Raw genomic sequence first — 25,852 nt, 5'->3', positions numbered from 1 at the left:
TGACGCCTCTGGCCAATCCGCTCAAGGACACTGCGGGTAAACTCTCACCACTTGAAGAGTGCAGACACGCACCCCATATTGTGCAAATTGCCTCACATATTCGGCACCTGCCAGCTAGGAAACCACCTTGAGCGACCTTCTTTCCCGCCGCATGACCCTCCTGGCTGAGCCGGCCAACCTCCCCCTGCTGTCCCAGTGCCTGCACGGTATCGAGCGCGAATGCCTGCGCGTCGACAGCGACGCTCAGCTCGCCCTGACCCCGCACCCGACAACCCTCGGCTCGGCGCTGACGCACGCGCAGATCACCACCGATTATTCCGAATCGCTGCTGGAGTTCATCACCCCGGCCGTGGCTGATCCGGCAGCGACCCTGGCTGAGCTTGAGCAGATTCACCGTTTCGCCTACAGCAAGCTCGACGACGAATACCTGTGGAGCCCGTCGATGCCGTGCGCGCTGCCGGACGAAGAGACGATCCCTATCGCGCGCTACGGCAGCTCGCATATCGGCGAGCTCAAGTACGTCTACCGCAAGGGTTTGGCGCTGCGTTACGGCAAGACCATGCAATGCATCGCCGGCATCCATTACAACTTTTCCCTGCCGGAAGCGCTGTGGCAGCTGCAACAGCAGGCGGAGGGCGACACCAGCAGCGCACGCGATTACCAATCGGCGCGCTATATCGCCTTGATCCGTAACTTCCGCCGCTACAGCTGGCTCTTGATGTACCTATTCGGTGCCTCGCCGGCCCTGCATAAAAGTTTTATGCGCGGTAATCCGCATCAGCTTGAAGAACTCGACGCCGAGACGCTTTACCTGCCCTACGCTACCAGCTTGCGCATGAGCGACCTGGGCTACCAGAGCAATGCCCAGGCTGATTTGACCCCCTGCTACAACGACCTGCAGAGCTACACCGACAGCCTGCGCCTGGCCGTCGGCACGCCTTACCCGCCCTATGTCGATATCGGCGCGAAAAAAGATGGCGAATGGCTGCAGCTGAACACTCACGTTCTGCAGATCGAAAATGAGTACTACTCGAACATCCGCCCCAAGCGCGTAACCGACAGCGGTGAGCGCCCTATCCAGGCGCTGATGGCCCGTGGCGTGCAGTATGTTGAAGTGCGCTGCCTGGACATCAATCCGTTCCTGCCGGTGGGCATCGACCTGACCGAGTCGCGCTTTCTCGATGCTTTCCTGCTGTTCTGTGCCATGCAGGACAGCCCGCTGCTGGAGAGCGATGAGTGCCATACCTGCACTGATAACTTCCTCAGCGTGGTCAAGGAAGGTCGGCGTCCAGGCCTGCAACTGCAGCGCGATGCTCAGCCGGTGGCGCTGCAGACCTGGGCCAGCGAACTGCTTGAGCAGATCCTGCCGCTGGCCGAGTTGCTCGACCAGAACCAGGGCGGCAACACCCACCGCCAAGCCTTGCAGGCACAACAGGCTAAGGTCGTCGACCCCAGTCTGACGCCGTCCGCGCAAGTGCTCGCACAGTTGCAACAGGGCCTGAACTTCAGCGAGTTCGCCATGCGCCAGAGCAAACTGCACGCCGAGTACTTCCGCAGCCAACCATTAAGCGCCGAGCAACAGGCGAGCTTCGAAGCCCGCGCGGCTCAGTCACTGCAAGCCCAGGCCGAGATAGAAGCCCAAGAAGAAGGCGACTTCGACAGCTTTGCCGCAGCCTATCAGGCCAGCATCCTCGCACCGGCGGTTTAAACAGCAACAGCCTTAAGGCCCAGGCCAGTGCCGGCGTGACCCCGCCGGCACTTTGCCAACTGCATCACATAAACTGCCAGCGGTGGCAAAAGCGGGATCGGCGGCGCAGTCTCGTTCGGCCTATGCGGCTAGCATTGCACAGGTGAATTAACTGCGAGCTGCCGCTATGGCCTGCGCCAACCTCAACATGGAAGATGACCAGCACTGGAGCCTGGAAAGCCTCAACAAGGCTTACCAGCAGGGCTACATGGCCGGGCTAACCGGGCAAACCAACACTCCACGCGCGCTCGCCGCCGATGTATTGATCGCCGCCTGGGAAGCAGGCTGGGACGATGGCCACGAACAATTCGAACTGCATAATCGCCACAGCGCCTGACTCGCCTTACAGGATTAAGCGGCAGACTCCTGCTTGCTGCGGGGCAGACAGGCCACCAACGGGGTTGACGCTTTAGCGCCAACCCCGCTTGCATTTCAGCGCCGAGGCAATGGCGGCGTGCGGGGTGGTACCACACGCTTCGAACCAGTCGCCTCAAACGCCGCCGCAAAGCGCAGCAACGCCGAGTCGTCATAGGCGCGGCCGGCGAAGGTCAGACCGGCAGGCATGCCGATGTCGGCCATCACGCCCATCGGCACGGTGACGGTGGGCACGCCCAGGTGACGGATGGCCAGGTTGCCGTTGGCCACCCAGACGCCGTTGCTCCAGGCGATATCTGCCGAAGCCGGGTTCACGTCTGCATCGGCTGGGCCGACGTCGGCGACGGTGGGGAACAGCACGGCGTCGAGGCCGAGGCTGTCCATCCAGTCTTCGAGGTCGAGCTTACGCGTTTGCTCCAGCCCGCGCAGGCCGTCGGCCAAGGTTTCGATCTCGTCCCATTTTTTCAAGCCGCGCTTGGCCATCTTGACGTATTCATCCATGCCGGCGGCCAGGTCGCCCTCACGGTTGGGCAGGGTGCCGGGGTCATGCGGGAAGATCTGCGGGCCGTCAACGTCAGCCAGGCGGTTGAGCTTAGGGTCGCCGTTGGCCTGGAGGAAATCGTCGAAGGCCCAGCCTGAGAGCTCCCACAATTCGTCATGCAGAAACTCAGGGCTGACGATGCCTCGGTTGTACACGGTTGGCGCGCCGGGGCGGTCGCCTTCGCAGTTGGATACCAGCGGGAAGTCGACCTCGATGACGTCCGCTCCGGCGGCTTCCAGCGCTGTGCGGGCCTGCTCCCAGAGGGCGATCACCGTGGGCCGGGTATGAATGCGTTGGCCGGTTGGACCGCCGATGCCCGGTGCTTCGCTGCTACCCGCGAGCTCATCCTTGTTGATAAACATGCGTGGCACACCGAAGCGTTTACCGGCCAGCGCTTCAGGGCTCGCGGCCAGTTCGGCATAGGAAGCTGGGCGTACGCTGCTGACACTGGGGATGGGCACCCAAGGTTGCAGTCGCCATAGGTCGCCACGCGTGTCCGGATCTTCAGCCACCACCACGTCGAGTACAGCGAGCAGGTCGGCCATGGTGCGGGCATAGGGCACCACCACGTCCATGGTCGGCGTCAGCGGCCAGTTGCCGCGCACCGAGATCACCCCGCGTGACGGCGTGTAGGCGCACAGACCGTTGTTGGACGCCGGGCCGCGACCGCTCGACCAGGTTTCTTCGGCCAGACCAAACGCGGCAAAGCTGGCGGCGGTGGCGGTACCGGCACCGTTGGATGAGCCAGAGGCGAAGGGCGCGGTGAGGTAGTCAGCGTTATACGGGCTTTCCGCGCGGCCATAAACGCCGCGCTGCATGCCGCCGTTGGCCATCGGCGGCATATTGGTTTTGCCCAGGCAGATGGCCCCGGCAGCGCGCAGGCGTTCGATGGTGAAGGCATCGCGATGGGCGACCAACTCCTTGAAGGCCGGGCTGCCGGAAGCGGCGGTGAGGCCTTTGACCAGGTAGCTGTCCTTGGCGGTATAGGGAATACCATCGAGCGGGCCAAGGCTCTCGCCACGGGCGCGGCGCGCATCGGAGGCCTCGGCCTCCTTGAGCGCATCTGGGTTGCGCACCACCACGGCGTTAAGTGCGCTGGTTGTGTCGGCGCCGTTATAGGCGTCGATGCGCGCGTGATAGGCCTGCACCAACTCGACGGCTGTGGTTTGGCCGGCTTCGAGCGCGGCGCGCAACTCGGCAATGGAAACTTCGGTTACTTCGATCATGTGGTCACCACTGGCTGCCGGTGGGTTATGCAGTGCTTGCACTGTAGCGTGAGATCAGGGGCATTCGGTGTCACCGAGACGGCTCGCATATCGTTCCTCGTTTCACAGCGTGACCCAGCCAGAGCTGAGAGTGACCTCGGGCTAAGCCGAAGTCGTTGCCGATAGCATGCGCGCATTACAGGCATTTGCGCAGCGCTTAGCGGATTTATATTTGATATTAATCGATTAAAATTCTGAAAATAAAGTAGTTAATCCTTTAAAGACCGATTTTTATCGGATATAAATAACGCATTGATGTTGTTCTTGCATGCAGTGCTACCGTGACAGCGCAGCGCCAGCGCCAGATAAACGCCATTCGCCGCACGGTCAGGTGCCAGTCCATGCAATACCTTGCCCTCTGCCTACTAAGCCTGTTTCGTACTTTGGTGAACCTATGACAGCCCTGAATACCACACCCCGCGCCGATGGTTTCCGCATGCCTGCCGAGTGGGAACCCCACAGCCAAACGTGGATGGTCTGGCCCGAGCGCCCAGACAACTGGCGCCTGGGTGGCAAGCCGGCGCAGGCTGCCTTTAGCGCCGTGGCCAGGGCGATTGCCGAATTCGAACCGGTGACCGTGTGCGCCTCCGCCGGGCAGTACGAAAACGCCTGCGAGCGCCTGGCCCACACCAATATTCGCGTTGTCGAAATCAGCACCGATGATGCCTGGGTGCGTGACACCGGCCCAACCTTTGTCGCCAACAACAGCGGCGAAGTGCGCGGGGTGGACTGGGCGTTCAACGCCTGGGGCGGCCTGAATGGCGGCCTGTACGCCAACTGGGTGCGCGACGATCAGGTAGCACGCAAGATTCTGCAAATCGAAGGCCAGCAGCGCTACCGCACCGATGAGCTGATCCTCGAAGGCGGCTCGATCCACGTCGACGGTCAAGGCACCCTGATCACCACCGAGGAATGCCTGCTCAACCCGAATCGCAACCCGCACCTGAACCGCGAGCAAATTGAGCAGTACCTGGCCGAGCACCTGGCCATCGACACGGTGATCTGGCTGCCGGACGGCCTGTTCAATGACGAGACCGACGGCCACGTCGACAACTTCTGCTGCTACGTGCGCCCCGGCGAAGTGCTGCTGGCCTGGACCGACGACGCCAACGACCCCAACTACCCGCGCTGCCAGGCCGCCATGCGCGTGCTGGAAAACGTCCGCGATGCCAAGGGCCGTCAGTTGGTTGTGCACAAAATGCCGATTCCCGGCCCATTGCATGCCACGCAAGAAGAATGCGCGGGCGTCGACTGGGTCGCCGACAGCCAAGAGCGCGATCCTTCGATCCGCCTGGCCGGCTCTTACGTTAACTTCCTGATCGTCAACGGCGGCATCATTGCCCCCAGCTTTGACGACCCCAAGGATGCCGAAGCGCAGGAGATTCTCCAGCGCCTGTTCCCGCAGCATCGCGTGGTGATGGTGCCGGGGCGGGAGATTCTCCTGGGTGGCGGCAATATCCACTGCATCACCCAGCAGCAACCCGCACCGCAGCACGGTTAAGCGCAAACGCCCGGCCCTTGCCGGGCGTTTGCCAGCAGCCGCTCGGCACGTGACACTCGCGGCCCTGCACACGCAAATTCCTGCGCTACAGCGCGAGTGTTATTCTCACTCCCATGAAATCACCCTCGCCGCCTTCCAGCCATAACCCGCACCAGCACAGCCGCACGGACACCAACGCCATCATCCAGGCGCTGGCCAGCGGCAAGAACAAACGCGTGCGCAAACTGCTCGCGCGCATGCACCCCGGCAAGATTGCCGCGCTGCTGGAGTTGCTGGATGCCGAACAGCGTCTGAAGCTCTGGCAACAGACGGGGCTCGAGCTGGAAGAACGCATCCTGCCTCACCTGAGCCCCAGCCTGCGGACGCAGTTGGCCGGGGATTCGGCCGAAGCCAGCCTGACACCCCATGATGAGGCAGACAACGCCCCGAGCAGCCAGCTGGAAGCGGTGCGCCAGGCGCTGGCTCAGGGCAAGCTGAAACGCCTGGGCAAGGTGCTGCACCGCATGCACCCGGCCAAAGTCGCCGGGTTGTTGGAAGCCCTGCCACCTGAGGAGCGTCATCGTGCCTGGAGCATGGTGGAAACCGAGCGGGCGGGCAAAGTGCTCACCTACCTGCATGACGAAATCCGCACCGCGCTGGCCCTGGAACTCGACCCGGAAGACCTGATCGCCGCCACCGCCGAGCTTGAGCTGGATGACCGCGTCGACCTGATCCAGGCCTTGCCTGCCGAACTGGGCAACCAGTTACTGCATGCCAGCAGCACCGCGCAACGCCAGCAGCTCGAATCGATGTTGTCCTACCCAGAGGACTCGGCCGGCGGCCTGATGAACGCCGACCCGATTCAGGTGCGCGCCGACGTCACCGCCAGCGCCGTGCTGCGCTACCTGCGCCTGCTCGAGCGCCTGCCGCCGCAAACCGACCTGTTGATGGTGGTCGACCGTAAAGGTCACTACCAGGGCGCCCTGCGCCTGAGCGAGCTGGTCACCGCCGAACTCGACCAGCGGGTGAGCGAGCTGATGCATCACGACATCGCCGGCATCGCCGTGACCACCAGCGGCAACGAAGTGGCCCAACTATTCCAGGACCACGACCTGCTTTCCGCGCCGGTGATCGATGAGCACAACCGGCTGCTTGGGCGCATTACCGTGGATGATGTGATCGACCTGATCCGCGAAGACTCCGACCGCGCCCTGATGCACATGGCTGGCTTGAACGATGAAGCCGATATTTTCGCCCCCGTATTGGTCAGTTCACGCCGCCGCGCAGTGTGGCTGGGTATCAACCTGTTGACGGCCTTCAGTGCTGCCTGGGTGATTGGCCTGTTTCAAGCCACCCTTGAGCAACTGGTGGCCTTGGCCGTGCTGATGCCGATTGTCGCCAGCATGGGCGGCATCGCCGGCAGCCAGACCCTGACGCTGGTGATCCGCGGCCTGGCCCTCGGCCAAGTGCAGAAAGGTAATATCCACATCCTGCTCAACCGCGAGCTGGGCATCTCGATACTCAACGGTCTGTTGTGGTCGGTGGTCATCGCCCTGCTTGCCGTGTGGTGGTTCGGCAACTGGGGGATAGGCGCGGTACTGGGCGCGGCGATTCTGCTCAACCTGCTGTGCGCCGCCCTGGCGGGCTGGGCCATACCGCTGGTGCTGGATCGCATGGGCATCGATCCGGCACTGGCCGGCAGCGTGATTCTGACCACGGTGACCGATGTCGTCGGCTTCTTCGCCTTCCTTGGCCTGGCCACCATCCTGCTGCTCTAGACGCCGGCTACTCCGGCGTCAGTGCGCGCACGGCACACACCGGATCCAGCGTGCACAGCGCGTGGTACTGGCTGAGAAACACCTGGCCGCCAAAGCTTTCGAGGAAGTCCGAGCGCTGCAAGCGATCCATCACCGGGCCTTTGACTTCGGACAGGTGCAGTTGCACCTCGGCACTGCGCAGCTGCTCGGCAATCGCCTCCAAGGTATCCAGGGCACTGGCATCAATCTGGTTAACCCCCGAGCACATCAGTACCAGATGACGTACTTCAGGGCTCACCGCAATCAGCTCACCGATGCGCGCCTCCAGGTAACGGGCATTGGGGAAATACAGGCTTTCATCCACCCGCAACGACAGCACGCTGGGGCTCTGCACGGTTTTATAGCGCTGAATATTGCGAAAATGCTGACTACCCGGCACCTGCCCCACCACCGCCATATGCGGCCGACTGGTGCGCCACAGAAACAACACCAGCGACAGCACGACGCCAAGCATGATGCCAGCCTCAACGCCTTGCAGCAGCACACCAAAAAAAGTGGCCAGCTGCGCGCCGCCTTCAGCCTTGGAATAGCGCCAGGTGTGGCGCAAGGTCGGCACATCCACCAGACCAAGCACCGCGACCAGAATGCTCGCGGCCAATACCGCTTGCGGCAGGTGTTGTAATACCGGGGCCAAGCCAAGCACTGCAGCCAACATCAACCCCGCCGCAAAAATACCCACCAATGGCGTGGCCATATTGCTTTGCCGCGCCATCGCCGAGCGGGAAAAACTCGCCGCCACCGGCATGCCGCCGCTGCAGGCCGAGGCCACGTTGGCCGCCCCCTGACCCAACAGCTCCAGATTAGGGCTGATCAGCTGGCGCTTGCGCATGGCCAGGCTCTGGGCAATAGAAATGGACTCGACAAACCCCACCAGAGCAATCAACAACGCGGCCGGCAGCAACTCACGCAGCAGGCCCAGCTCCAGGTTCGGCAGGCCCAGCGTCGGTAACCCGACCGGCACCTGCCCCACCACCTTGACCCCATAAGCCTCCAGCTGCAGCAACGCCCCCAGGGCCATCGCCACCAACATCACCAGCAAGGCGCTCAGCTGTTTCACCCGCAACGCCCAAGCAGCCGGCACGCCTAACAGGCTCAGGTTACGCAGCAGCACCAGCAACACCAGGCTCAGTACGCCCAACAACAGCGTCGGGCGATGCACCGCCGCCAACTGCTCATATAGCGCAGGCAGCACCTGCGGCAGGGTCAGACCATCGGCTGATACGCCGAGGAGATAGCGCAGCTGGCTCACGGCAATCAGCACCGCGGCGCCACTGACAAACCCGGAGATCACCGGGTGGCTGAGGAAATTGGCAATAAAACCCAGCCGCAGCAGGCCCATGAGCAACAGCAAGACGCCCACCAGCAGGGTCAACCCTACGGCGGCGGCACTGTAAGCCGCAGTGCCGGCTGCGGCGATCGGTGCTAATGCCGCCGCAGTCATCAGCGCCAACACAGCCACCGGGCCGAATGACAAGGCCACGCCGGGGCTTGCGCCGATCAGCGCATACACCACCAACGGCAAAATACTCGCATACATCCCCGCCACGGCCGGCAGCCCGGCCAGCTGCGCGTAGGCCAACGCCTGCGGCACCAATAACAGGCAAATTAAACAGGCCGCCAAGAAATCGCGGCTCGCCTGACTGCGGTTGTAGTCGCGTACGGTGTTCAGCAGCGGCCACTTATAAGACATTCAATGGAACCTTGAGGTAGCGCACACCATTGGCTTCGGCGGGCGGTAAATGACCGGCGCGCATATTCACCTGCACCGCCGGCAACATCAGCGCCGGCATCCCCAGGGTGGCATCACGCGCCTGGCGCATGGCGACAAAATCGTCCTCAGCAACACCTTGATGCACATGCACGTTGTGCTCACGCTGCTCAGCCACAGTGGTTTGATAACGATGCTGCTCGCGCCCCGGGGCCAGATAATCGTGGCACATAAACAGCCGGATGCTGCCGGGCAGGGCAAACAATCGGTTAATCGAGCGATACAGAGTACGCGCATCACCGCCGGGGAAGTCACAACGGGCGGTGCCGTAGTCCGGCATAAACAGGGTGTCGCCGACAAACGCGGCATCGCCAATCAGGTAGGTCATGCAGGCCGGCGTATGCCCGGGGGTATGCAGCGCGCGGGCGTTTAGCGTGCCGATCTGAAAAACCTCGTCATCCTGCAACAGCTGATCGAACTGGCGACCATCGAGCGCAAACGCCGGGCCGGCATTGAACAACTGGCCGAAGGTGTTCTGCACCACGCGGATCTGCTCGCCAATCGCCAAGCGTCCGCCCAGCGCAGCCTTGAGATAGGGCGCAGCGGAAAGATGATCGGCATGCACGTGGGTTTCCAGCAGCCACTGCACGCTCAGGCCCTGCTCGCGCACGTAACTAATCAGCTTATCGGCGCTGGCATAGTTGGTGCGTCCAGCCGCCGCGTCGTAGTCGAGCACCGAGTCGATAATCGCGCACTGTGCCGTGCTCGGATCGCTGACGACATAGCTGTAGGTCGAAGTGGCCGCATCGAAAAACGCCTGAATATTCACGGCCGAGGGCCTCCATTAGGTATTGATAGCGCGCTCATTTTGCGCGTACAAACGCGGCCGAACGCTGCTCCAGCGCAGTAAACACCAACATGCCCAGCAGCATCGCCGCCATGAACAACAGCACCTGCCAACGCCCCGTCAGCAGCAGCGCCACGGCCGGCCCAGGGCAGATACCGGCAATCCCCCAGCCTATGCCAAACAGCAGGCTGCCGCCGATCAGCCGGCGATCCAATTCGCGCTTGCCGGGCAACTGCATCGGCGCGCCGAGCAGGCTGGTGCGCTGCAACCGCGCCCAACTAAACGGCAAGAACGCCACGCCGATAGCCGCGACCATCACCAGCGCCAAGGAAGGATCCCAGGCACCGCTCAGATCGAGGAAGGCCAATACTTTACCCGGATTAGCCATGCCGGCCGTCAGCAGGCCAATGCCGAAGGTTACTCCGGCGAGAAACGCCATCAATTTGCGCATATTCAGCCCCCCAACAGATGACGCAGAACAAATACCGTGGCGAAGCCGGCGGCCATAAAGCTCAAGGTAGCCGCCAGTGAACGCGGCGATAACCGCGATAAGCCGCAGACGCCGTGGCCACTGGTGCAGCCCGAGCCATAACGGGTGCCGATACCGACCAGCAAACCGGCAACAGTCAGCGTCAGCCAGCCACTGTGAATTTCAATCACGGGCAACACACTGAAAAGCTGCCAGAGCAGTGGCGCGAGCAGGATGCCGAGGAGAAACAGGGCCTTCTCGCCGCGCCCCTCACCCGCCCCCAGCAGGCTGCCGAGCAGCCCGCTAATACCGGCAATCCGGCCATTCATCACGACAAACAGGCTCGCCGCCAAGCCGATCAGCGTGCCGCCCGCCAAGGCGCTCCAGGGCGTGAAGTTGTACCAATCAATCGTCATTATTCGGTACCTGCGCAGAACAGTTGATAGAGGGTGTTGATCACCGCCAACGCCGCCGGGCTGCTGATGCAGTAGTAGATTAGCTTGCCCTCGCGCCGGGTCTCCACCAAGCCTTCACGGCGCAGCACGGCTAACTGCTGGGACAAGGTGGGCTGCTGAATACCGAGCAGCGCCTCCAGCTCGCTGACATTGCGCTCGCCCTGGGACAACTGACACAGCAACAGCAGGCGGTCTGGATTGCTCAGGGCCTTAAGCAACTGCCCTGCCGCATCGGCATTGGCGCGTAGCTGCTGGATATCGAGTGAGACTTCGTCGGCTTTCATAATAGGCAGTTCAATTAAGACAAAAACAATCTATCTTTTTATATATTGAATGGCAAGCCCTCGTCCACCCCATCAACATCCACCAGACTCTGGCCAGCAATACCTCGTCGATTGACCGCGGATAAATCGCACGCAGAAAAAACCCGGAACGCAGTCCGGGCTTGTTTTTCTGTGCTGGCTGAGCTGGATTCAACAGCTCAGCCTTACCACGCGCTAGATCACAGCAGTGGCAGGGTGTAGCTGACGATCAGGCGATTCTCGTCGATGTCGTTGGCGAAGTTCGAGCGCACAGCCGCGTTGCGCCAGCGCACGCCGAGGTTCTTCAACGCACCTTCCTGGAACACATACATCAGCTCGGTGTTGCGCTCCCACTCCTTACCTTCGGAAAGGTTACGGCCGCGGTCGACGTTGTCGCCGGTCAGGTAGCGGGTCATAAAGGTCAGGCCCGGAATACCGATGGAGGCGAAGTTGAAGTCGTAACGCGCCTGGTAGGACTTCTCGTCCTTGTTGGCAAAGTCACTGATCTGTACATAGTTGACCAGGAACGGATCGGTACCGTTGATGTAGGCAAAACCGGTGTCGCCGCTCATCTTCTGGTAACCCAGACCGAAGGCGTGGCCGCCCAGACCGTAGGTGACCATGGCGCCGATGGCGCTGTTGTCGACGTTGCTGCGGTTGCCGTCATCGGTGGAGCGCGCATAACGCAGGTCGGTCTTCAGACTCTGCTTGTCGCCCAGCGGCAGTACATGCACGGCGTTGAAAGAGTGCTGCTTGTACAACTCGTCCAGGTTGGAATAGTAGTAGCCAGCCGTCAGGTCTTTAGTGAGCTTGTAGGTACCGCCGATAAAGTCGAACGAATCGGTGGCGGCGCCACTGCTCAGGCGAATGCCACGAGCGCCTACTTTGTCGCTAGCGCCCTTAGTACCCTTAGTGAAGCTATTGGCGATAGAGATGTCTTCGTAGTCATTGGAGTTACGGTTGTTCACTTCGCGGATGTGCGCCGCTTCAAGCATCAAGCCGTCAATTTCCTGGGAAACCAGGTGTCCGGCCTCGAATACCTGTGGCAGCAAGCGACCGTCGCTGGAGGCGATGGCGGCGTTCTTGAACTGCATCTGACCAACGCGCAGGGTGCTATTGGAGATCTTCGCCTTGGCCGCGACGGCCAAATCGGAGTTGTTGTCCTGCGAGCCGCCGGAGGACTTATCCGCAACCAGCAAACCGCTACCGGCAGTACCGTCACCGGAGTCCAGCTTGAAGCCGAACATGCCAATGGCATCAGCGCCGAAGCCCACAGTGCCTTCGGTAAAGCCCGAGTTTGCGCGCAGAATAAAGCCCTGCGCCCACTCTTCCTGCTTCGACTGCTTCGGCGTCGGAGTATTGGTGTTGCCCTGACGGAAGTCACGGTTGAAATAGAAGTTACGCGCTTCCAAGGTGGCCGTGCTGTCGCCAATAAAATCGGCAAACGCCGCCTGACTCAGAGACAAGCCCAAGGTGCTGGCCGCAACGGCCAAGGCTAGGGAGGTCTTTCTCATTATGATTTCTCCAGTTGTGTGTGTGGGTGGCATATCGATGCGCTAACAGGCTTCAGCCAGTGAAGCGGCAGGCGCGCAGCGAATTCGGGGTTTACTGCAGGGCCAGGCGATTGGCAGACGAACATATCCTCCAGCCAGAGGCCGGCCGGGCAATAAACAAAATTAGGTGAGCGCGTGAAGGCAGTTAGCGCGAACTGGGGAGCCAGGGCATAACAGCGGGCAGGTACAGATCATGGTGCATGTCTCTTCATTGTTATTGTCGGCCGATGATCCCGGCCGTTATGCGCTGTCTTAGGCAGATACTGTGCCAGCTACCCCCAGCCGCTCGCCAAGCGTGGTATTACAAGGCTCTGTAGCCCCCCAGAAAAATCTAAAAAGGTCCGCAGGGGGCACAAATAAGCGGCTTCTTGCCTATGTCGAAACACAAAGGGGCGGATTCCCGCCAGACACCTCAAAGCACGACCGCCCTGAATTCCAGACCATAAAAACCCGCCGACAGGCGGGTTTTTACAAGCAGGTGCTGGATTAAGCGGCGCTAACCGGACGCAACGAATAGGTTTTCAGTTGTTCGGCGAACTCGCGCAGTGACTGAATACCACTGGCTTCGGCGTCGTTAATCCAGTGTTTGATCGCTTCGAGCATGTCGTGGCCATTGCTGCTGGTCTTGACCCAGATCTGCTGGAGGGCAAGGCGCTTTTCGTAGATCACCTTGAGTGCCTGGCTCTGCTCCAGCATGCGCTGAATGCGCGCATGGTGACCATCATCGAGCAGGCTCGGCTCACGCGACAGCAAGCGCTTGGCCCGATGAAAGTGGTGACGCACCGAGGCATCGGCCTTGGCCAGTTCCTGTTGCACCAGCGGCGCGATCACCAGCTTGCGGTACTGCGCCATGATCTGAAAGCGGTTGTTGAGGATGGCCATGGCGGTGTCCATGTCCAGGCTGCGCTTGCCTTCCACCCGGTGAGCGATCGGTGCAACGCGCTGCACGCGGGCCAGGCCAAGCAGGCTGAACAGCTTGATCCAGAACCAACCCATGTCGAACTCCCACTTCTTCACCGACAACTTAGCGCTGTTTGGGTAGGTGTGGTGGTTGTTATGCAGCTCTTCGCCGCCGATCAGAATGCCCCACGGCACGAGGTTGGTCGCGGCATCACGGCATTCAAAGTTGCGGTAACCGACCGCATGACCAAGGCCGTTGATCACCCCAGCCGCCCATACCGGGATCCACATCATCTGCACCGCCCATACGGTCATGCCGAGCACGCCGAACAGGGCGAGGTCGATCACCCCCATGATGACGATACCGCCGACCGGAAAACGCGAATAGACATTGCGCTCGACCCAGTCTTCCGGACAGTTCTTGCCGTAGATCCGCAGGGTTTCCGGGTTCTTCGCCTCTTCGGCGTACAGTTCGGCCCCCGTGCGCAGTACGGTGCCCAGGCCTTTGATCACTGGGCTGTGTGGGTCATCAACGGTTTCGCATTTGGCATGATGCTTGCGATGAATCGCAGTCCATTCGCGGGTGTTCTGCGCCGTGGTCAGCCACAGCCAGAAACGGAAGAAGTGTTTCAGCGCCGGATGCAGCTCCAGTGAGCGGTGCGCCGAGTAGCGGTGCAGATAAACCGTGACGCTGACAATGGTCACATGCGTCAGCAGCAGGGTGAGCGCGACCAGCTGCCAGACCGACAGATCAAGAAAACCGTTGTACCACATGAATCGTGTGCCTCGTGCAGAAGGAAAGACGCTGCCGTTTTTTAGCACACGCCGCCGAGCATTATCCCTGACCCAGATCAGAAAACCAGTTGGTCTTTCGCATAAGAATGCCGCCCCCGCTCCACCTCTAAACTGCCTGCCTTAGAAAAAGGACTGATTTAACGCCCATGAATGCCCCACAAAGCCCTTGGCGCCTGACCCTCACCTATGTGCTGGCCGCAGGACTTTGGGTGTTTTTCAGCGACGCTTTGCTGATCGCCCTGGGCCTGTCATTGCCCCAGCTGGAGCGTGCACAGCTGCTCAAGGGGCTGGCATTTGTAGTGTTTATGGCCGCCCTGCTGCACTCGCTCCTGCGCAGCCACCAGCAGCACCAACTGCAGGTGCATCAAGCCCTGCAGCGCAGTGAAAAGCGCTTGCACCAAGCGCTGGAGGCCGCCGATGGCGGGATTTGGGACTGGGACCTGCAAACCCAGACGGTTTACTTTTCCCCCAGCTATGCCGCCCTACTGGGTCTTCACCCCGAGGCCCTGGGCGATGATCCGCAGCACTGGAAGCAGCGCTTGCACCCCGATGACCGCGTGACGTTCGAGCGTAATATCCAGCGGCGTCTGAGTACGCTCTGCATCGCCCCCTACGATGTCAGCTATCGGCTGCTGCACCAGGACGGCAGCTACCGCTGGATTCAATTGCGCGGGCGTCTGTTGCTCAACAAACAGGGCCAGCCTGAACGCCTGCTCGGCACCGCCAGCGACGTCAGCCAGCGGCGCAAGGACGACGACAGTCTGCGCCAGGCCGCTGCGGTGTTCGACGCTACGCAAGAAGGCGTGCTGGTCACCGATGCCCAGCAGCACATCGTCCACTGCAATCCGGCGTTTACCCGCATTACGGGCTACAGCCAGGCGGAGATCCTCGGCCAGCTGCCCAGCATGCTGCAGTCCGGGCGACACGACAAAAGCTTCTACCGTGAGCTGTGGCAGGCTTTGCAAAATCGCGGGGCGTGGAGCGGCGAGGTGTGGAACCGGCGCAAGAACGGTGAGATCTACCCGCAATGGCAATGCATTCGGGTGATTCACGATGAACAGGGCGAGATCAGCCATTACGTGGCGGTGTTCTCCGACATCAGCGCGCTGAAACGCTCGCAACGCGAGCTCGACTACCTGGCGCACCATGACCCACTGAGCAACCTGCCCAACCGTTTACTGTTTACCGAACGCGTCGAGCAAGCCCTGGAGCGCACGCGCATTGACGGGCAATCTGGCGCGGTGTTGCTGATCGACCTCGACCACTTCAAGCACATCAATGAAAGCCTCGGCCACAGCATCGGTGACCTGCTGCTCAAGGACGTCGGCGAGCGTCTTAGCCAGCAACTCGGTAAACGCATGACTCTGGCGCGCCTGGGCGGCGACGAATTCGGCCTGCTCGACGAGAGCTGCCGCAGCGCCGAGCAGGCCGCAGTGATGGCGCAACGTCTACAGGCTTGTCTGACCCCGGCCTTCAAGGTCAGCCATCAGGAGTTGTTTATCACGGCCAGCATCGGCATCAGCCTCTACCCCGGCGACGCCAACGATGTCGGCCAGGTATTGCGTAATGCCGATTCGGCGCTGTTCAAGGCCAAAAACAGCGGCCGCGAGAACTATGCGTTCTACAGCCAGGAGCTGACTACCCAAGCACGCCAGCGCGTTGAGCTGGCCAGCGCCCTGCGCCATGCCCTCGACCATCAGGAGCTGCGCGTCTACTACCAACCACTGATTTGCCTGGGCAGCCGGGAACTGATCGGCGTCGAAGCGCTGGTGCGCTGGCAGCATCCACAGCGTGGCCTGGTAGCACCCGGCGAATTTATCCCGGTGGCCGAAGAAACCGGGCTGATCGGCGCAATCGATGCCTGGGTGCTAGAGCACAGTTGCCGGCAGATGGTTGCCTGGCAACGCGCAGGCACTGCGCCGAAGTTTGTCGCGGTGAACGTCTCCAGCCGTCTATTCAGCCGTGGTGAGCTGGATCAGCGGGTGGCTGAGGTGCTGCACGATAGCGGCCTCGCCCCCGCTTGCCTGGAGCTGGAAGTGACTGAAAGCGCGGTGATGGACAATCCCGATGCGGCGCTGGCCTTACTCCAACGTTTACGCACACTCGGCATACGCTTGTCCATCGATGACTTCGGCACCGGCTATAGTTCCCTGGCACGCCTCAAGCGCCTGCCGGTGCACAAGCTCAAACTCGACCAAAGCTTTGTCCGCGGTCTGCCGCATGACCCGAGCGATCTAGCCATCACCCGCGCGGTCATCGGCCTCGGCCACAGCCTGGGGCTCAAGGTACTGGCCGAGGGCATTGAACGGCCCGAGCAAGTCGAGTTGCTTCAGCAACTCGGTTGCGACCATGCGCAGGGCTATTATTTCGGGCATCCTCAACCTGCAGAGCAACTGGCCGCACCATTGGCATCACGCCCAGACACGCTAAGGACTTAGGCATAACCCATGCTCGTAATGATTCTTGAAGACGACAGTTGGATCGCCGACCTGCTCAAACAGATCGTCCTCAGTCTGCGCCCTGCTTGCCAGGTGGTATGCCTGGACAACGTCAGCGCCGCCCTGCAGGAGTGGCAGCAACGCCCGGCTGATTTGATCATCAGCGACTGGAACCTGCCGGACGGCCCCGGCACCCGCTTGCTGGAACAGGTTCGTCACGACAACAGCAGCACGCCGCTGGTAGTGATCACCGGCCGCTCCGACCGCGCCAGCGTACTGGCCGTGCGTGCCTTGAAGATCAACGCGTTTATCAGCAAGCCGTTTCAAGCCGCGCATGTTGCCGCCAGCCTGGAAACCCTGTTACCGCCAGAGACTGATGAGCCACCCGCACAGGCCAGTGCGGCCCAACACGACCTGCTCGCGCACCTGCACAGCCTGCCCAGTAGCGAGCTGCAATTACCGCTCAAGGCGCATGTTCGCGATCGCCTCATGCAAAGTTTCAAAGGCGAGCAAATCGATCTGCGCGAGTTGGCCAGTGAATGGCAACATGACCCCGCGCTCAGTGCCCGCCTGCTTAGCGTCGCCAATAGCAGCGCCTACAACCCAGTTGGCAAGCCCTGCGCCAACCTGCTCGAAGCCCTGCAAAAACTGGGCGCCAACAACAGCCTCAACCTGGCCATGGGCCTGGCACTGCGTCACTCCAGCGCACTGGAGAACCCACTGCTGAGCATGTTTGCCCAGGCGCACCTGGACAGCACCGAACAATTGATCGAGCGCAGCACCAGCCTCGCCCGCCAATGTGCCTTGGACCCGGCACCGTTTCACTGCGCCGCGTTACTGCACCGCATGGGCGAATTGTGCGTGCTGTACCAGGCGCAGGTGTGGCAAGACAGTGGCCAGAGCTTCAGCGAAGAGCAAGTCATGCAGGCCCTCGACCAGTTCAGCGGCCCCTTTGCCATCAGCATCAAGGCCCAGTGGCACTTGCCCATGCACCTGCGCGAGTTGATCGGTGCGTGCTATGGCCTGCCGAGCAGTAACGTCAAACGCGAGAATATCCTCATGCGCTTGGCCGCCTGCGAACTCAACAGCAACCCCGACGACACCGAGCAGGCACGTTTGCGCAGACTGGCGGGCCTGGCCTGAATGCGGTTATTTCGTGCACGAGTGGGCGGGGCTGATTGATGGCTAAGCAGACCAGGCTCAGCGCCATCCACTGGATTGTCGGCCTCGGCAGCCTCGGTTTGGCGATTTTTTTTAGCGGGCTTGGCGGCCTTGCCCTGAATCAGCAGCAAGCCCTGTGGAACCTGCAAATCGCCAAGCAGCATGAACTGCAAAGCCTGACCCTGCGCAACAGCCAACAGGAGCTGCAACAACAGGCACAATTGCTCGCCGAAACCATCGCCGCCGATGCCTGGCTGGTTGATCTGCTGCGCCAGGCCCATGCGTTGCAGAGCAGCGAGCCGGGCAATATACAAAGCCTTAGTTTCATTCGTAACCAGCTCTATACCCGCCTCGCCCCACGCTGGCGCAGCCTGCAAAACATCCGCCCGTTCACCCTGAGTGTGCATCTAGCCCCAGCCGCCGACGTACTGCTGCGGGTGCACAAGCCGCAGTGGTTTGGCGACCAACCGACACCGCAGCGACCCATGCTGCTCGACAGCCTGCGCCAGGCCTCAACGGCGGCCGGCCTGGTGGCGAGCGGTAAAAACCTGAGCATGCGCGCCATCGTGCCACTCCAGGTGGAAGGTCGTGAGGGGCCGGTCAGCGTCGGCGCGCTGGAGGTTAGCCTCGATGTACTGAGCAACCTGCAGCAGCTGGATCACGAGCTGGATGCTGGGGTTGCTCTGCTGCTCAAGCGTTCGCTACGTGCGCCAGGCAGCAGCAATGACGTGCAAAACGTTGCCATTACCGGGCCTGATTACTGGCATCTGGCGGGGTTTTCCCAGGTACAGGTACAGAACTGGCAAGCGCAGCACCTGCTGCCAGCTCCAGAAGCGGGCGGCACCTTTAAGCTGCTGGAGGATCAGGAGCGCACTTACCTGCTCAACCAAGTGCACTTAAGTGACTATCAATCCGCCGCGAGTAACAGCGCCAGCCCCGTACTGGCCCTGACCTGGCGCGATATCAGTTCACTCTACCAACAGCACCAACACGAGCAGCGTTGGCTGGTAGGCAAGTGGCTGCTGGCCTGGCTCGCCGCCGAAGCGCTGCTGCTATTGCTGCTGCAGGCCACCCGGCACAGCAGCCAAAGGCTGATGCGCCGGCACAACGCCGACTTACAAAAGCAAAATCAGCAAACCGAAGAATCGCGCCAACTGCTGGCGCTGATCACCGAGACGCAGGCCGCGTACATCAACGCAGACAACCAGCGCGAAGCCTTCGACACCTTGCTCACCCGCATTCTTGAAGTCAGCGCCAGCCAGTTTGGTTTTGTCGGTGAAATTCTCCAAGACCAGGCGGGGGCGCGGTACCTACGCACCTTTGCCATCAGCAATATCGCCTGGAACGCAGACACCCGCGCCTTCTATGCCAGCCATGCCGCACAGGGCCTGGAATTTCGCAACCTCGATAACCTGTTCGGCCAGGTGATCCGCAGCGGCCAGGCGCTGATCACTAACGACCCGAGCAACCACCCAAACAGCGCGGGCCTACCCCCGGGGCACCCGCCGCTATTAGCGTTTGCCGGCCTGCCGATTCACGCCAACGGCGAGCTGCTCGGCATGCTCGGCCTGGCCAACCGCGAAGGCGGCTACAGCGCCGATTTCATCACCCAGTTGCAGCCGCTCCTGGCTACCCTGGGCCAGTTGTTTGACGCGCTGCGCCGCGACCGCCAACGCGAGCTGGCCCAGCAACGTATGCAGCGACAGCAGGCGGCTCTGCGCGTGCTCAACGAAATTGCCGCACTGCCCAAGCTGGGCACTAAAGAGCAACTGCGTCAGGCTCTGCAATTGGGCGCACAGTTCTATGACATGCCAATCGGCATCATCAGCCAGATCGAGGCCCAGACGTACCGCGTGATGGTGCACGTGTCGCCGCCCGATAGCTTGCAGGACGACCAGTGCTTCACCCTGGGCGACACCTACTGCAGCATCGCCCTGCATGGTCATGACGTACTGGCCATTACGAGCATGGGCGAGAGTGAATATGCCGCGCACCCCTGCTACCCGCTATTTGCCTTGGAAAGCTATATCGGCACCAGCATCTGGGTCGCCGGTCAGCGCTTCGGCACTCTGTGTTATGCCGCCAGTGAGGCACGCAGCTCAGGCTTCGATGAAGCTGACAAAGAGTTCCTGCGCCTGTTTGCCCGCTGGGTTGGTGCCACCCTGGAACGCTTGCGCCACGAAGAACAAACCCTTGAGGCGCGGCGCTTTCTGCAAGCGGTACTCGATTCGGCCACCGGCGTGTCGATCATCACCACAGACACCCAGGGCCTGATCACCCTGTTCAACTCCGGTGCAGAACGCCTGTTGGGCTATAACAGCACCGATGTCATTGGCCAACACAGCCCAGCGCTGTTCCACCGGGCAGAAGAAATCCAGGCCCGCGGCATTCAACTCAGCAGCGCGGAAGGCCGCGAGGTCAGCGGCTTTGAAGTCCTCACCTACATACCCAGCAAGGGCGGTCCGGAAACCCGCCAGTGGACCTATGTGCGCAAGAATGGCGAAGCGTGCATCGTCAACCTCACCTTCAGTGCCATGCGCGACAATCAGGGCGCTATCAGCGGCTACTTGGGTATCGCCAGCAACATTAACGATTTGCATCAAGCCACCCGTGCCCTGCAAAAGAGCGAGAGTCGCTTCCGCGGCATGGTCTCCAATCTGCCGGGGGCGGTATACCGCTGCCGCAACGATGCCGACTGGACCATGAGCTACCTGAGTGAGGAAATTTTCAATCTCAGTGGCTACCCCGCCTCCGACTTTATCAACAACCGTGTGCGCAGCTATGCCAGCGTGGTGCACCCCGACGACCTGTCTATTACCTACAGCGCCATAACAGCCATCGAACGCCAGGAGTCCTTCGAGCTGACCTACCGGCTGCAGCATGCCGATGGCCACAGCGTCTGGGTCAGGGAAAAGGGCCGTGGCGAGTTCAACAGCCATGGCCAACTGCTGTGGATCTCCGGGTTTATCTGGGACATCAGCGACCGCAAAGCCGTAGAGGACCAACTGCAGGTGAGCCAGCAGCGCTTCAGTAACGCATTCAGCACTGCGCCTCAGGGCATGGCCTTGGTGTCTCTGCAAGGCCAGTGGATGGAAGTTAACGATCAGCTCTGCGACATGCTCGGCTATAGCCGCGAACAGCTGCTAAGCAAAGACTTCCAGCAACTCACCCACCCTGACGACCTGAATACGGACCTGCAAAACATCGAAGAGCTGCTGGCCGGTGAGGTCAATACCTATGAGATGGAGAAACGCTACCTGGACAGCCAGGGGCGAATCATCTGGGCCTTGCTCAGCGTATCGCTGGTGCGCGACAGCAACGGCCAACCCGTGCATTTCGTATCGCAGATTCAAGACTTCAGCGAACGCATCGCCACCGAAATGGCCATTCGCGAACGCGAGGACTACCTGCGCACCCTGCTCGACAACGTCCTCGACGCGATCATCACCATCGACCAGCAAGGCTATATCGAAACCTTCAACCACGCCGCCGAGCGCATCTTCGGCTACAGCCACCTGGAAGTTTCCGGGCATCGCGCCACCCTGCTGCTACCGGAACCACAACGCTCGATGCGCGCCCGCTATATCAGCCACTTCTTAAAAACCGGCATTCAACAGATGCTCGGCAAGGATATCGAGCTGACCGCCATGCGCCGCAACGGCGAATCCTTCACCGTCGAGCTGGCCGTCTCGCAGATCAGCTATCAGGGCGAACGGCGTTTTATTGCGGTAATCCGTGATATCGAAGAGCGCAAACGCATCGAGCGGATGAAGAGTGAGTTCGTCTCCACCGTCAGCCATGAGCTGCGCACACCGCTCACCGCCATCGCCGGCTCGCTGGGCCTGATTAACGGCGGCGCGCTGGGTGAAGTGCCTGCCGCCATTCAGCAGATGCTGCAAATCGCCGAAGACAATAGCCAGCGCCTCAACCTGCTGATCAACGACCTGCTCGACATGGACAAACTAGTGGCCGGCAAGATGCTCTTCGCGCTGCACGATGAAGCGCTGCAACCGCTGCTGGAGCAGGCCATCGAAGAAAACCAGCCGTATGCCAGCCACTACCAGGTGCAACTCAAGCTGCAAGGCCCGCCCACCGTCGCGCGGGTGCGGGTCGATAAGCTGCGCCTGGCTCAGGTGCTCGCCAACCTGCTGTCGAACGCCTCGAAGTTCTCTCCCCGTGGCAGCACCGTAAATATCCACGTGGATGAGCACCGCGAACGAGTCCGCGTCAGCGTGACCGACCATGGTCCCGGAGTGCCGGAGAATTTCCAGGCGCGGATGTTTAGTAAGTTCTCCCAGGCAGATGCCACCGACACCCGGCAAAAAGGCGGTACCGGCCTTGGCCTGGCGATCAGCAAGGAAATCATTGAGCGCATGGATGGTCTGATTGGTTTCGAGTCCAGCCTGGGTAAAGGCGCGACTTTCTGGTTCGAACTGACTAATCTGGCCCAAGAGGCGACGCCGGTACCCGCATCACGCCCCGAGGACAACAGACTTGCCTGACCTACAACGCATCCTGCACGTGGAAGACGATCCATCGATCCAGGCCGTGGCCAAGCTGGCCCTCGAGGCTGTAGGTGGCTTTCAGGTACTCAGCTGCGCCTGCGGCCAAGATGCCCTCGACCAATTGCAGGGCTTTGCCCCGGACTTTATCCTGCTGGATGTGATGATGCCGGACATGGACGGCCCGCAAACCTTGCTGCGCATCGCCCGACTGATCGACATCAACCGGGTGCCGGTGGCCTTTATGACCGCCAAGGTACAGCCGGCAGAGATCGCCCATTACCGCAGCCTCGGTGCCCGCGACGTGATCATCAAACCTTTTGACCCAATGCAGCTGGCCGCACAGGTGCGCAAAATCTGGAGCCAAGCGCATGAGTAAAGGCAAGCACGCCGCCGCTGAACTGCAGCAGCACCTGCAACAATTGAGCAAAGACTTTGCCCTGCGCCTGCAGGAGGAACTGCCGGCTCTGGGGCAAAACGCCGAGCAGCTTCTGCGCGCCGCTGACCCGCAGGAACAGCAGCACTATTTGCAGACCTTACGCGACCAACTGCACAAGCTCGCCGGTGCTTCCGGCACCTTCGGTTACAGCAGCCTGGGCAAACGTGCCCGCGAGCTGGAACAGGAAGCCAATCATTGGCTGCAAACCCTGCAACAAGAACAGCAAAGCTTGCAGGACTTCAGCCGCAGCCTGCAGGAACTGGCGCAGCAGGTGTTCCAGGCCGACCCCGAGCAAGCGCCAGCAGCGCAAACGGTCTCAGCGGGCAAACCAGCGCAGACTGAACAGCGCATTTACATACTCGAAGATCAGCTGGCGATTGGCGAAAACATGCGTCAGACGCTGAATAACTTCGGCTATCAGGCGGAACACTTCTCGCGCATCGCCGACCTGGATGCCGCCTTGCAGCTGCAATTGCCGGACGCGCTGATCGTCGACGTCAATCTGCCCGAGGAAAGCCTCACCGGCCTGCAATACGCAGCCGAACTGCAAGAGCGCTTGCAGGAGCCACTGCCGCTGCTGGTGATCACCACCCAGGACGACTTCGCCACCCATCTGGAGGCCGTGCGTGTCGGCGCGATGGGCTTCTTCACCAAACCGGTGGACATCCCGCAGCTGGAAAACCGCCTGGAACGCTGCTTCTCCCAGCAGCAAGGTGAACCTTATCGGGTGTTGATCATCGACGATGACCGCGAATTGGCCAGCCGTTTCAGCCTGATTCTGCGCGGTGCCAACATGCTGGTAGAGATGCTGCATGAGCCCGCCGAAATCTTTACCCGGATGCGCTCCTTCAACCCTGAAGTCATCTTGCTGGACGTCAACATGCCTGGCTGTACCGGCCCTGAGCTGGCGCAGATCATCCGCATGGACGACGACTGGCTGCGCGTGCCGATCATCTACCTGTCAGCGGAAACCGATATCACCCGGCAGATGGATGCCCTGATCAAGGCCGGTGATGACTTTGTCACCAAGCCGATTTCTGATAATGCCTTGGTCACCGCCGTCTTCTCCCGCGCCCAACGCGCCCGCCTGCTGAGCAACGCGCTGTCACGCGACAGCCTGACCGGCCTGCTCAAACACGCGGACATCAAGGAGCAAGCCGCCGTCGAACTGGAGCGTGCGGTGCGCAGCGGTAAACCCGCCAGCGTGGGCATGCTGGATATCGACTTCTTCAAGAAGGTCAACGACAGCTATGGCCATGCCGCCGGCGATAACGTGATCCGCGCCCTGGCTAATTTGCTGCGCCAGCGCCTGCGCCGGATCGACAGCCTGGGCCGCTATGGCGGCGAGGAATTCCTCGTGGTGCTGCCCGACTGCCCAGCCGAGCAAGCCCTGCGGGTTATCGATGAAATTCGCATGCGCTTCGCCGAGTTGAAGTTTATCGCCGGTGACAGCGAGTTCTCAGTCACCCTAAGCGCCGGCATCGCCTCGACTGAAGCCGTCTCAAGCAACGCCAGCGAACTGCTGGAGAAAGCCGACCAGGCGCTTTATGCGGCCAAACACGGTGGTCGTAACCAGGTGCGTTAAACGCCGCCAGCAGGGGCTGCGGCGCTGTGCCCACAGCGCCATGCAGGCAAGCGTCGAGCTCGGCTGAGCATGACGCCTGAGCTGCAAGCTGACGTCTGCACTTGGCTTTATGAAATTTATAGCGTAGATTTTCATGAAATTATTAAAATAAAATTTCATGAGGCGCGCCATGTTCAAACAATCCGCCCAGCACATCAGCACCTACTATGCCGGCACCTACCCGGGGCTAATCCCGTTGCGTGCGCGCCTGCAGGAGCCGTTGCAGTGCGATGTATTGATCATCGGCGGCGGTTTCAGCGGCTTGCACACGGCGCTGCGTCTGGCCCTCGCCGGCAAAAAAGTGGTGCTGCTAGAGGCCAGTCGCCTGGCGTGGGCCGCGTCCGGGCGCAACGGCGGCCAGGCGCTGCCGGGCTGGTCGTGCGACATGCCACCGTTCGAGAAAGCCCTCGGCCTGGAACGCGCCCGCCGCCTGTGGGACAGCATGACCTGGGCCGCCACGGAGATGCGCGAGCTGCCCGAGCGCCACAACTTCGATATCGATTACCGCACCGGCGCGATCTACACCGCCGTACTGCCGCGCCGCGTTAAGCAACTGCGGGAGAGCCTCGAAGAAGCCGAGCAGAAATACGGCTACACGCAGCTAAGCTGGATCGACAAAGAACAACTGCCGCAGTGGATCGCCAGCCCGCGCTACCTGGCCGCACTGCACGACGCAGGTGCCGCCCACCTCAACCCGCTGAAACTGGCCCAGGGCCTGGCAACAGCCATTGAGGCGGCCGGCGGGAAGATTTTTGAACAAACCAAGGCGCTGGAATACCGCGAAACTGCAGGTGGTTATGTCGCGCGCAGCGAGCACGGCGAAGTGCGCAGCGATGTGCTGGTGATGGCCTGCAACGCCTATATCGACAAGCTCGACCCACAACTGGCGAAGCGCCTGCTGCCGGTCGGCTCCTATCAAGTCGCCACCGCGCCACTCGATCCGCAGCTGGCCCAGTCGCTGTTCCCGCGTGGCACCTGCGCCATCGACAACCAGTTTGTGCCGGACTACTTCCGCGTCACTCCGGACAATCGCTTACTGTTCGGCGGTGGCTGCACCTACCTGGGCGGCATCCCCAAGGATGTACCCGCAGCCACCCGGCCGTATCTGGAGCGGGTATTTCCGCAACTGCGCGGGGTGCAGATCGACTACGGCTGGGGCGGGCATATCGACTGCACCATGCACCGCACGCCGGATGTCGGTCAGCAGGGGCAGAAGTACTGGCTGCAAGGTTTCTCCGGCCACGGCATCCTGCCGACGCTGACGGCGGCCCGTGCGGTCAGCGATGCGATTCTCGGCGACAGCGAGCTGCTTGAGCTGTATCAGGGCCTGAGCAACCCACGCTTCCCCGGCGGCGACCTGCTCGCTGCGCCGATCGAAGCGCTCGGCAAGGCCTGGTATCGGCTGCGCGACGTCATTTGAACAGAGGCAAAGCC

18 protein-coding genes are annotated in these 25,852 nt (G+C 61.3%); 10 read left to right on the top strand and 8 right to left on the bottom strand.

Annotated features, from left to right (window positions below; genetic code table 11):
• The first annotated feature begins 127 nt into the window (after positions 1–127).
• Together gshA and Q0V31_RS06995 are read left to right on the top strand one after the other, a co-directional pair.
• A complete protein-coding gene (gene gshA, locus Q0V31_RS07000) occupies positions 128–1,708 on the top strand; it encodes a glutamate--cysteine ligase (protein ID WP_298186102.1) in 1,581 nt (526 codons plus the stop codon).
• A 187-nt stretch (positions 1,709–1,895) separates the two neighbouring features.
• A complete protein-coding gene (locus tag Q0V31_RS06995) occupies positions 1,896–2,084 on the top strand; it encodes a ribosome modulation factor (protein ID WP_298190942.1) in 189 nt (62 codons plus the stop codon).
• A 95-nt stretch (positions 2,085–2,179) separates the two neighbouring features.
• Here the strand turns inward: Q0V31_RS06995 and Q0V31_RS06990 are convergent, their stop codons facing one another.
• On the bottom strand, positions 2,180–3,889 hold the full coding sequence (locus tag Q0V31_RS06990) for an amidase (RefSeq protein ID WP_298186100.1): 1,710 nt from the start codon (positions 3,887–3,889) through the stop codon (positions 2,180–2,182).
• 433 nt (positions 3,890–4,322) lie between these two features.
• Here Q0V31_RS06990 and aguA point away from each other — a divergent pair, with 433 nt between their 5' ends.
• Positions 4,323–5,429 carry an agmatine deiminase gene (aguA, locus tag Q0V31_RS06985; RefSeq protein ID WP_298186097.1) on the top strand — a complete coding sequence of 369 codons (1,107 nt, stop codon included), beginning with the start codon at positions 4,323–4,325 and terminating at the stop codon, positions 5,427–5,429.
• A gap of 113 nt (positions 5,430–5,542) precedes the next feature.
• Positions 5,543–7,186: a magnesium transporter gene (gene mgtE / locus Q0V31_RS06980; protein ID WP_298186094.1), complete on the top strand. Its 1,644-nt coding sequence runs from the start codon at positions 5,543–5,545 to the stop codon at positions 7,184–7,186.
• A gap of 7 nt (positions 7,187–7,193) precedes the next feature.
• Here mgtE and sulP read toward each other — a convergent pair whose 3' ends face one another.
• From sulP to desA, 7 genes are all read right to left on the bottom strand, one after another.
• Positions 7,194–8,915, bottom strand: coding sequence for a SulP family inorganic anion transporter (gene sulP / locus Q0V31_RS06975; protein WP_298186091.1), 1,722 nt, complete (start codon positions 8,913–8,915; stop codon positions 7,194–7,196).
• Entirely contained in the window at positions 8,905–9,762 is an 858-nt protein-coding gene (locus tag Q0V31_RS06970) for an MBL fold metallo-hydrolase (RefSeq protein WP_298186089.1), read from the bottom strand. Before Q0V31_RS06970 ends, sulP begins: the two co-directional genes overlap by 11 nt.
• Before the next feature lie 34 nt (positions 9,763–9,796).
• On the bottom strand, positions 9,797–10,231 hold the full coding sequence (locus tag Q0V31_RS06965; RefSeq protein ID WP_298186086.1) for a DUF6691 family protein: 435 nt from the start codon (positions 10,229–10,231) through the stop codon (positions 9,797–9,799).
• A 2-nt stretch (positions 10,232–10,233) separates the two neighbouring features.
• Entirely contained in the window at positions 10,234–10,665 is a 432-nt protein-coding gene (locus Q0V31_RS06960; RefSeq protein WP_298186084.1) for a YeeE/YedE family protein, read from the bottom strand.
• Complete coding sequence (locus Q0V31_RS06955; protein ID WP_298186080.1) at positions 10,665–10,988, bottom strand: metalloregulator ArsR/SmtB family transcription factor; 324 nt, start codon at positions 10,986–10,988, stop codon at positions 10,665–10,667. The genes Q0V31_RS06960 and Q0V31_RS06955 overlap by 1 nt, the downstream gene beginning before the upstream one ends.
• Before the next feature lie 218 nt (positions 10,989–11,206).
• The gene (locus Q0V31_RS06950; RefSeq protein WP_298186078.1) at positions 11,207–12,520 is read right to left on the bottom strand and encodes an OprD family porin; all 1,314 of its coding nucleotides are present in this window, start codon (positions 12,518–12,520) and stop codon (positions 11,207–11,209) included.
• 525 nt (positions 12,521–13,045) lie between these two features.
• On the bottom strand, positions 13,046–14,233 hold the full coding sequence (gene desA / locus Q0V31_RS06945; RefSeq protein WP_298186076.1) for a delta-9 fatty acid desaturase DesA: 1,188 nt from the start codon (positions 14,231–14,233) through the stop codon (positions 13,046–13,048).
• 167 nt (positions 14,234–14,400) lie between these two features.
• Between desA and dibA the strand changes: the two genes are divergently transcribed.
• The 6 genes from dibA (at position 14,401) to Q0V31_RS06915 (ending at position 25,838) form a co-directional block, all read left to right on the top strand.
• Positions 14,401–16,692: a phosphodiesterase DibA gene (gene dibA / locus Q0V31_RS06940; RefSeq protein WP_298186074.1), complete on the top strand. Its 2,292-nt coding sequence runs from the start codon at positions 14,401–14,403 to the stop codon at positions 16,690–16,692.
• A 9-nt stretch (positions 16,693–16,701) separates the two neighbouring features.
• Positions 16,702–17,835, top strand: a complete 1,134-nt coding sequence (locus tag Q0V31_RS06935) for an HDOD domain-containing protein (RefSeq protein ID WP_298186071.1) — start codon at positions 16,702–16,704, stop codon at positions 17,833–17,835.
• 38 nt (positions 17,836–17,873) lie between these two features.
• The gene (locus Q0V31_RS06930) at positions 17,874–22,355 is read left to right on the top strand and encodes a PAS domain S-box protein (RefSeq protein WP_298186069.1); all 4,482 of its coding nucleotides are present in this window, start codon (positions 17,874–17,876) and stop codon (positions 22,353–22,355) included.
• Positions 22,348–22,734, top strand: a complete 387-nt coding sequence (locus tag Q0V31_RS06925; protein WP_298186067.1) for a response regulator — start codon at positions 22,348–22,350, stop codon at positions 22,732–22,734. The genes Q0V31_RS06930 and Q0V31_RS06925 overlap by 8 nt, the downstream gene beginning before the upstream one ends.
• Positions 22,727–24,379 (top strand): diguanylate cyclase, encoded by a 1,653-nt coding sequence (locus Q0V31_RS06920; RefSeq protein WP_298186064.1) that lies wholly within the window; start codon positions 22,727–22,729, stop codon positions 24,377–24,379. Before Q0V31_RS06925 ends, Q0V31_RS06920 begins: the two co-directional genes overlap by 8 nt.
• A 169-nt stretch (positions 24,380–24,548) precedes the next feature.
• Positions 24,549–25,838, top strand: coding sequence for an FAD-binding oxidoreductase (locus tag Q0V31_RS06915; protein ID WP_298186061.1), 1,290 nt, complete (start codon positions 24,549–24,551; stop codon positions 25,836–25,838).
• The last annotated feature ends 14 nt before the right edge of the window (positions 25,839–25,852 follow it).

This window comes from uncultured Pseudomonas sp. (assembly GCF_943846705.1).
GTDB lineage: Bacteria > Pseudomonadota > Gammaproteobacteria > Pseudomonadales > Pseudomonadaceae > Aquipseudomonas.
The sequence above is the reverse complement of the archived record's forward strand: the minus strand, read 5'-3'. Positions and strand labels throughout refer to the sequence as shown.

Bases quoted from the DNA above. Each gene is read 5' to 3' on its own strand.
- Q0V31_RS06995 (WP_298190942.1), top strand. From the start codon at position 1,896: ATGGAAGATGACCAGCACTGGAGCCTGGAAAGCCTCAACAAGGCTTAC.
- Q0V31_RS06990 (WP_298186100.1), bottom strand. From the start codon at position 3,889: ATGATCGAAGTAACCGAAGTTTCCATTGCCGAGTTGCGCGCCGCGCTC.
- aguA (WP_298186097.1), top strand. From the start codon at position 4,323: ATGACAGCCCTGAATACCACACCCCGCGCCGATGGTTTCCGCATGCCT.
- mgtE (WP_298186094.1), top strand. From the start codon at position 5,543: ATGAAATCACCCTCGCCGCCTTCCAGCCATAACCCGCACCAGCACAGC.
- sulP (WP_298186091.1), bottom strand. From the start codon at position 8,915: ATGTCTTATAAGTGGCCGCTGCTGAACACCGTACGCGACTACAACCGC.
- Q0V31_RS06965 (WP_298186086.1), bottom strand. From the start codon at position 10,231: ATGCGCAAATTGATGGCGTTTCTCGCCGGAGTAACCTTCGGCATTGGC.
- Q0V31_RS06960 (WP_298186084.1), bottom strand. From the start codon at position 10,665: ATGACGATTGATTGGTACAACTTCACGCCCTGGAGCGCCTTGGCGGGC.
- Q0V31_RS06955 (WP_298186080.1), bottom strand. From the start codon at position 10,988: ATGAAAGCCGACGAAGTCTCACTCGATATCCAGCAGCTACGCGCCAAT.
- Q0V31_RS06950 (WP_298186078.1), bottom strand. From the start codon at position 12,520: ATGAGAAAGACCTCCCTAGCCTTGGCCGTTGCGGCCAGCACCTTGGGC.
- desA (WP_298186076.1), bottom strand. From the start codon at position 14,233: ATGTGGTACAACGGTTTTCTTGATCTGTCGGTCTGGCAGCTGGTCGCG.
- dibA (WP_298186074.1), top strand. From the start codon at position 14,401: ATGAATGCCCCACAAAGCCCTTGGCGCCTGACCCTCACCTATGTGCTG.
- Q0V31_RS06935 (WP_298186071.1), top strand. From the start codon at position 16,702: ATGCTCGTAATGATTCTTGAAGACGACAGTTGGATCGCCGACCTGCTC.
- Q0V31_RS06930 (WP_298186069.1), top strand. From the start codon at position 17,874: ATGGCTAAGCAGACCAGGCTCAGCGCCATCCACTGGATTGTCGGCCTC.
- Q0V31_RS06920 (WP_298186064.1), top strand. From the start codon at position 22,727: ATGAGTAAAGGCAAGCACGCCGCCGCTGAACTGCAGCAGCACCTGCAA.
- Q0V31_RS06915 (WP_298186061.1), top strand. From the start codon at position 24,549: ATGTTCAAACAATCCGCCCAGCACATCAGCACCTACTATGCCGGCACC.